At 65.3% G+C, this 7,611-nt stretch carries 7 protein-coding genes; 1 reads left to right on the plus strand and 6 read right to left on the minus strand.

What is annotated here, in order from left to right:
* Positions 1-30 precede the first annotated feature (30 nt).
* Positions 31-654, minus strand: a complete 624-nt coding sequence (locus tag MVA01S_RS04905) for a DJ-1/PfpI family protein (protein ID WP_003932489.1) — start codon at positions 652-654, stop codon at positions 31-33.
* An 85-nt stretch (positions 655-739) separates the two neighbouring features.
* On the opposite strand from MVA01S_RS04905, the gene MVA01S_RS04910 reads away from it, so the two are divergent.
* Positions 740-2,077, plus strand: coding sequence for an aminotransferase-like domain-containing protein (locus MVA01S_RS04910; RefSeq protein WP_003932490.1), 1,338 nt, complete (start codon positions 740-742; stop codon positions 2,075-2,077).
* A gap of 65 nt (positions 2,078-2,142) precedes the next feature.
* Here the strand turns inward: MVA01S_RS04910 and MVA01S_RS04915 are convergent, their stop codons facing one another.
* The 5 genes from MVA01S_RS04915 to MVA01S_RS04935 all read right to left on the minus strand — a co-directional run bounded on the left by MVA01S_RS04915 (position 2,143) and on the right by MVA01S_RS04935 (position 7,508).
* On the minus strand, positions 2,143-2,712 hold the full coding sequence (locus MVA01S_RS04915) for an HD domain-containing protein (protein WP_003932491.1): 570 nt from the start codon (positions 2,710-2,712) through the stop codon (positions 2,143-2,145).
* Positions 2,713-2,782: 70 nt separating this feature from the next.
* Positions 2,783-3,556, minus strand: coding sequence for a nitrilase-related carbon-nitrogen hydrolase (locus MVA01S_RS04920; RefSeq protein ID WP_040542425.1), 774 nt, complete (start codon positions 3,554-3,556; stop codon positions 2,783-2,785).
* A gap of 22 nt (positions 3,557-3,578) precedes the next feature.
* A complete protein-coding gene (locus MVA01S_RS04925; RefSeq protein WP_003932493.1) occupies positions 3,579-4,892 on the minus strand; it encodes an NtaA/DmoA family FMN-dependent monooxygenase in 1,314 nt (437 codons plus the stop codon).
* A 56-nt stretch (positions 4,893-4,948) separates the two neighbouring features.
* Positions 4,949-6,337, minus strand: a complete 1,389-nt coding sequence (locus MVA01S_RS04930; RefSeq protein WP_237024180.1) for an APC family permease — start codon at positions 6,335-6,337, stop codon at positions 4,949-4,951.
* 169 nt (positions 6,338-6,506) lie between these two features.
* Complete coding sequence (locus MVA01S_RS04935; RefSeq protein WP_237024181.1) at positions 6,507-7,508, minus strand: LacI family DNA-binding transcriptional regulator; 1,002 nt, start codon at positions 7,506-7,508, stop codon at positions 6,507-6,509.
* Positions 7,509-7,611 lie beyond the last annotated feature (103 nt).

Consider the following 7,611-nt stretch of genomic DNA (forward strand, 5'->3'; position numbering starts at 1 on the left):
CTGGCCGCGACGATACGAGCGACCTGGCCGCTAGACGAGAGCGGGAACCTCAGCTGGCAGATACGGCCCGATGTTGCGCAAGGCTCGGTCGATGTAGTCCTGCTTCTCGCCAACCGGGGCGACGTAGTGCAACGCCGCTACGGCCTCGTCCTTCCCGCACAGCCGCGCGATCACCCAGCCAGCGAGATAGTGCGACGCCAAACAACCGCCGGCGGTGGCGACATTGCCTCTGGCGAAAAACGGCTGATTCAGCACGTCCACGCCGGCAGCTATCACCCAAGGCTTCGTTGTCAGGTCGGTACAGGCGGGCACATCGCGCAGCAGGCCCAGCTCGGCAAGGACCAACGCCCCGGAACACTGCGCGGCGATCAGCTGACGCTGCGGGTCGAGGCCCCGCAGAACCTCCATGATGCCCGGGGTTTCCACGACCTCGCGAGTGGCCATGCCGCTGCCCACGATGACTGCGTCGGCTTGGACCGCTTCCTCCAAGCTGGACATCTGCCTGATGGTGACGCCATTCATCGAGGTCACCTGCGCAGTCGGGGTGGCGATCGTGACCTTCCAATCGTCGTTCTGGATGCGGTTGAGCACGCCGAGTGCGATGAGGGAGTCCAGCTCGTTGTAGCCCTCGAAGGTCAAGATGGCGATGTGCATAAACCGTGTCCTCTCCGTGTGGTGATGCCACCGTAGGAACCCATATGCATGACGGTCAAAGAATTGTTATGCATACAATCCGCAAGTGCCCGCCGCTCGATACAAGCGAATCGTTGACACTTTCGCTGCCAAGATTCGGGCCGGTCAGCTCAGCTCCGGGACACAGCTGCCCACCCATCGCCACCTCGCGCAGCAGGAGGGCATCGCCGTCGTCACTGCCTCGCGCGTCTACGCCGAGCTCGAAGCGATGGGGCTGGTCAGCAGCGAACAAGGCCGTGGAACATTCGTTCGTGATCTGGCGCTTCCCCCCGGGCACGGCATCGACCAGCGCGCCCTCGCCGCCGATGCCATAGACCTGAACTTCAACTACCCCACGCTTGCGGGGCAGGCCAACGACCTACGCCAGGTGTTGCGCGAGCTGGCGGGCTCCGGCGACCTGGAAGCGCTGCTGCGCTACCAACCCCACGGCGGACGTGAACGCGACCGGGCCGCGGTGGCCACGCATCTGCTCAACCGCGGACTCGACCTCACCCCCGATTGCGTCGCCGTGGTCAACGGCGCTCAGCACGGGCTGACCGTCACCGCCCTCGCCGCATTGCGGCCAGGTGACCTGGTCGCTGCCGACGCCATCACCTACCCCGGGTTCAAAGTGGTTTCCGAAGCTTTGCGTCTCGAACTCGCACCCATCCCAACGAATCCCGCCGGTCCCGACTTGGACGCGTTGCAACGCCTGTGCCAGCACCGGCCGGTACGTGCCATCTACACCATGCCCACAATTCACAACCCGCTTGGGTGGGTCATGGACGAGGATGCCCGGCGACATCTGACAACCACCGCCCGCCAACATGAGCTACTCATCATCGAAGACGCCTCGTACGCCTACCTTGCTGGCCGGCCCCCGCCACCGTTGGCCGCCACCGCTCCGGACATCACCGTGTATGTCTCCGGATTATCCAAGAATGTCGCCACCGGACTGCGAGTCGGGTTCATCGCCGCACCGCTGGCACGCATGCCCGCCATCGAACGAGCGATTCGCGCAACCACCTGGAACACACCCGCCCTTACCGCTGCGATCGCCACGCGCTGGCTCGAGGACGGAACGGTCGCCCGCCTCGAAGCCGAGAAACGCACCGACGCCGCCCTGAGGCAGGCGATCGCCTACGAGACATTGAAACCCCTTCAGCAGCATGCTTATCCGACGTCCTACTTCACCTGGTTGCCACTACCTGAAAGCGCCCGCGCCGACCGGATCGCTGCCACTCTGGCGACACACCGGATCTCGGTATCGACAGCCGAGCCCTTCGCGATCACCGAGAATCCGCCGCAGGCAATACGCCTGGCCCTCGGCTCAACCGAACTCAGCACGCTCACCGACGCACTCACCACGGTCCGTCGCACCATCGAGGACGACACTCGTCGGTAGCCGCGCCCATTATTGAAATGCGCTGGGCATCACACGAATCAGAGATGCAATCCGCCGACTTCGGATCAGTGCGTGACGGTCCACGGTTCGCGAGCGAAGACCTGCTCGACCATCGGGCGGAAGAATTCGAGCGGACGATGCGCGAAGTGCGGATCGAAACAGTTCTGGTCGTACTTCTCGCAGAACTCGACACAGTCGTCGAACCATTGGTGGCCGCGATACCGTTCCCGGGCGTCTCGGACGCCACCCATGTGGGGGGCGTAGTAGTACTGCTGGAATTCGGGATGGACCTTCACGATCCAGGCGATGCGCTCCGGTACGTAGGGCGCCAGGACTGCCGCGGCGAACGCGCCATGGGCATGGGGTGCGTAGGTGTCACCGATGTCGTGCAGAAGCGCCGCGACGACGTAGTCAACCGGCCGTCCGTCGTCGAAGGCACGGGTCGCCGACTGCAGTGAGTGGTCCAACCGGCTGATCGGATAGGCCTGCTCGCCGTCGGCGAGCACTTCCACCAGCGACAGGACGCGGGGTACCAGGGCAGCGTTGTTCACCTCTTCGGCGCGACTGATCAGCGCGTAGTCCTCGGCGGTGCCTTCGGCCATCGTGCGGTAGGTGGCACGTGTCGGTGTGCCCATGACCGACTCCTTTCCTGATTCCCGATAAACCTAGCCGTGCGTCGCTGCGACCGCGTGCCCGCCGCACCGGTCACGACAGGCGGTACAACTCCGGCCGCCGGTGACGCAGGTAGTCGACGTCCTCGTCGACACCGGCGCCCAGCGTCAAGCGGGACTGTGCCGTCGCCACTGCACCGCCACACTCCACGATCACGTCTCCGTCACCGCTCACGACCCGGGAGCCGCCCACGAACGTGAGGCCGGCCTCGGCACCCACCAGATTGGAATAGACCAGTGAAGTGCGGTTTTCGAGTGCGCGCGACAGGCACGCCACCCGGTGATCACGGTGGTAGGGCTCCATGTTGGCCGATGCGACGACGAACAGGTCCACGCCCGAAAGTGCCAGTGTGCGCGCGACTTCGGGGAACTCGACATCGAAACAGATCATCGGGCCCAGCCGCAGTCCCGCCACCTCGATCACCTCGATGCGGTCACCGGCCGCAAAGGCGTCGGCCTCGGCGCCGAACAGGTGCGTCTTGCGATAGACCCCGGCTACCGCACCCGTCGGATCGATGCACAGCAGCGAGTTGTACACCGCATCGCCGGCACGTTCGGCGAATCCGGTGAGCACCACCGTCCCGTGCGCGGCGGCGGCACCGCACAGTTCCGCAACGGCGGCGGAGGACACCTCCACTGCTGCGGTCCCCACCGTGTCCAGGCGGTAGCCGCACAGGAACAGCTCGGGGAGGACCACGATGTCCACCCCCGGGTGTTCGGCGAGAATCGCCACCGCGCGTCGCGAGTTGGCGGCGACGTCGCCGACCACCGCGGGCTCCTGCACAACTGCCACATCGAGGGTGCGCATGCCGGTTACTCGCGCGGTCAGCTCAGAACTCCCGCAGCGTCTCGCGCAGCGTGGGCTGCGTGTACTCGGTCCGCACCAGGCCGCGCCGCTGCAGTTCGGGCACCAAGCCGTCGGTGACCTCGATGACGTGTCTGCGACTCACTCCCTGATTGTGCAGGGTGATGAGGAAACCGTCGCCGCCGACCTCGTCCATGAGCCATTCCATTTCGTCGGCGATCGAGGACGGCGTGCCGATCAACGGATACGACGAAGAGAAGTCGGCCGAGTCGTAGATCAGCTCACGTAGGGTCTTGCCCGACCCTGGCTGCTGGAATTTGTCGAGCGAGCCCTGTTCGCCGTTGGTCGTCAGATGCGGCAGCGGTGCGTCGAGGTCGAACTGGGCGAAGTCGATATCGGTGATCGACGAGATCAACGACATCGTCTGGTCAGCGAACGCCTGTGACGCCGTCATCCGCGCGCGTCGCGCCAATGCCTCTTCGGTGGTCTCACCCAGGTTCGGAACCACGAGGTACATGACCTTGATGTCGTCGGGATTGCGGCCCTGGGCCACCGCTCTGCCCCGGATGTCCTCGCGGTAGGCCCGCATGCCGTCGACCCCGTCGGCGAGTGTGATGATCGCGTCGGCGTGCTTGGCGGCGAAGTCACGTCCGCGCGGGGACCCACCTGCCTGCAGGAAGGTCGGTCGGCCCTGCGGCGAGGGTGCGGTGTTGAGCGGACCGCGGCATTTGTAGTACTTGCCGTGGAAGTTGATCTCGTGGACTTTGGTGAAGTCGGTGTGCACACCGCGTTTGCGGTCGACGACGACGGCGTCGGGCTCCCACGAATCCCACAGCTGGTAGACCAGATCCATGTACTCGTCCGCCATTGCGTAGCGGTCCTCCCGCGGTGGCAGCACGTCCAGACCGAAATTCTGCGCAGCTGCGTTCTCGGCGCTGGTCACGATGTTCCAGCCGAACCGTCCATGCGAGATGTGGTCGATGGTCGAGCACATCCGGGCCAGCAGGAACGGCGGATAACCCAGTGTCGACAGCGTCGCCACGACACCGAGATGCTGTGTGGAGGCACTGATCAGCGTGGCCAGGTGCGCCGGGTCATGCTTGGGCACCATGCCCACCGCATGCTTGAGCACGGCCTCTTTGGTGCCGCCGAACGCTTCTGAGACGGCCAGCTTGTCCTCCATCATGATGAAGTCGAAGCCCGCACGCTCCAGGTTCTTCGCCATCTCCACATAGAACTGGCCGTCCCACGGTGTCCCGCCGCTCTGCTCGAACGGCCCGGTCCACATGTCGGAAGTGAAGTTCATGAACCAGCCGAGATGAAATTTCTTGTCTTTCACGTGAGAATCACTGCTTTCTCGATAAATGGTGGGTGTCTTGCGGTTTCGATCGAGGGTCAGGGCTGTGGTTCGAGCTCGGCACTCGTGACGCCCGGAGCTGCGTTGAGTCGCAACCGCGAACGAATGACGAGGCCGACGACGAACAAAACTACGGTGACGATGAAAGGTGCCCAGTCGACCAACGGCTCACCGGTGCGTGGCCACAGGACGTTGACGATCTCCACGATCACCCACACCAGCGCAAGCCATCCCGCGACGTGTCCGGCGCGGCCCAGGAAGGTCGGTTCGGTGCGGTCCCAGGTGCCCCGTATCTTGCTGATCGCCAGCCCGACGACGGGGAAGGCGAACGACATGAAGAATCCGGCGGTGACGAATGTGACCAGCAGCGTGTAGATCTGCTCACTTTGGAACGGCACGTACAACGCGATCCCTATCGCGCCGGTGACGACGGTAGCGGTCGTGGGGGTGTTGATGCGCCGATGGAGTCTGCTGAGGTAACGGCTTCCGGGCAGCTCACCGTTGCGTCCGTAGGACCACACGATGCGTGAGACCGCGGAGCTGACCGCGACGACCGTGGCGAAGTAGGCGATGACGAACAGGACCATCGTCGCCTTGAACGCAGGCGCCGGCAGGTATGCGGTGAGCGTGGCCGCCACCGGGTCGGCCTCAGTGGCGGCGGACTCGGGCATGGCCATCAAGAAGGCGAAGCACGTGAACAGCACGACGATTCCGACGCCGACGAGGGATCCGACGATCGCCTTGGGGATGTCACGCTTGGGCTGCGCGACCTCTTCGGCCAGAGTGCTCGCACTCTCGAAGCCCAGGAAAGACCAGCCGGCGAACATGACCGCGACCACGAACGGGGTGGCCATGAAGGCGGTGTCCGACGGCCAGGTGAATGCGCTGCCAAGGGATTCGACGCTGTTGACCCGGTGGAAGCACAACAGCCAGACCGCGATGCCCACAGATCCGACGACCTCGGCGATCAGGCACAGGAAGCCCACCACCCGTACTGCCGCGCGGCCCAGCACGTTGACGAGCACCGCCCCGGCGAGGATGACCACTCCGACCACGGACATGAGCTTCTGGTTGCCCGCATCGAGGCCGAAAGCGGCTGCGGCGAACAGCGCGCCCCCGTACGACACGGCTGTCATGGTCACAATCAGCGTCCACATGTACGCCCAGCCGGCGAACCACCCGTAGGCCGAACCGAGCAGACGTCGCGACCACTGGTAGACGCCGCCGGCCATCGGCCACCGCGATGCCAGCACTCCGAAGGTCACCGCGATGAGAACCTGGCCGATGAGCACGACAACCAGCGCCCACCAGAAGCCGGGACCGGCGGCAGCCAGACCCAGCCCGAACACCATGTACATCGCGACGATCGGGGAGACGAAGACGAAGCCGAGCATCCCCGCCGACCACGTCGTGAACTCCCTTCGCATCGGACTGGCGGTGGCTGTGTCCACTACCGGACGGGTCTCGAGATCCTCCACAAGCGCTCCTTCGGCGGTGCTGCTGCGCGTACAGGAACGTTCCTGTCGCTACCGGGAGAAGTTAGGCACGTCCTGTGTCGTGGAGTGGCCGCCACAGTAACGTTCCTGTTAGCGCGCGCTACCGTCTGATGACGCGCTCCTGGTCGTCGCGTCGAGAACTCGCCCGGACAACCAGTTTTCCGGGCACCACCTCGTGACGCGCGTCGGCGTCCCGTTCGATCTGGTCGACCAACATCCGGACCGCTGCGCGCCCCATCTCCTCGGCGTGCAGTTCCACGACCGAGATCGGCACGGGCGCAAGCGCGACCGCCGCACCATCGCCGAGGTTGATCAGCATGAGGTCCTGCGGAACGCGCAGGCCCAGGTCCATCGCGGCCAGTTCGGCGGCCAGCGCGAGCTGATCCAGGCCGACGAACAGCGCGTCCGGGGGTTCGGGACTGTCGAGGATGTCGCGCACGGCGGCGCGGGCCACCGAGGGATTGAAGGCGCCCTGGATGCGCGCACTGCGGGCCGCAAATCCTCGCTGGGCACACCATGAGGTGAACTCACGTTCGACGGAATGGATGTACGAAGCAGGGGAGTCCGGGGCGAGGAGCATCGGACGACGCGATCCACCGCGCGCGAGATGATCCAGCACGTCGGCGACAACCCCCGCCCAGTCGTTGTCGACCCAGCTCGCCGCGGCGGAGTCGGTGCGCCCCACCGTGCTCGCCGGGGTGCCGCGCCGGCGCGCGGATTCGAGCAGCTCATCTCCCTTGGCCGGGTCGACGGCGATGAGTCCGTCGTGCGCGACGTCCAACTGCATGTGTGCCGGCGCTACTGCCAGGAAGAAGCCGCTTTGGTTCGCCTCGATCGCCGCTCCGGCCATGACGCGCATGAAATAGTCGACATGCCAGAATGATTCGACGTCGACATCGCTGGGCAGCATCGTGATCACCAGGATTCCGGTGCGCCCGTTGCGCAGCGAACGCGCCGCGACGCTGGGGCGGTACCCCAGCTCGAGAGCGATCTTGCGCACCCGCTGCCGGGTCTTCTCGGGCAGCGAACCACTGCCGTTCAGAGAATCCGACACCGTCGTCGTCGACACGTTCGCGGCGAGCGCCACATCACGCAACGTCACCCTGCCTCTGCCGCGACCGCCCCCCATGTGCGCCCAATCTAGGCCGTTGGTCACGAATTCTCAGCCGCAACGGCATGCCCCAGGGGGGGTGCGGCTTGCCGCC

The sequence above is a fragment of the Mycolicibacterium vaccae NBRC 14118 = CIP 105934 genome (assembly GCF_001552715.1).
In the GTDB taxonomy this organism is placed as follows: Bacteria; Actinomycetota; Actinomycetes; order Mycobacteriales; family Mycobacteriaceae; genus Mycobacterium; species Mycobacterium vaccae.

Bases quoted from the DNA above. Each gene is read 5' to 3' on its own strand.
- MVA01S_RS04905 (WP_003932489.1), bottom strand. From the start codon at position 654: ATGCACATCGCCATCTTGACCTTCGAGGGCTACAACGAGCTGGACTCC.
- MVA01S_RS04915 (WP_003932491.1), bottom strand. From the start codon at position 2,712: ATGGGCACACCGACACGTGCCACCTACCGCACGATGGCCGAAGGCACC.
- MVA01S_RS04920 (WP_040542425.1), bottom strand. From the start codon at position 3,556: ATGCGCACCCTCGATGTGGCAGTTGTGCAGGAGCCCGCGGTGGTCGGC.
- MVA01S_RS04930 (WP_237024180.1), bottom strand. From the start codon at position 6,337: ATGCGAAGGGAGTTCACGACGTGGTCGGCGGGGATGCTCGGCTTCGTC.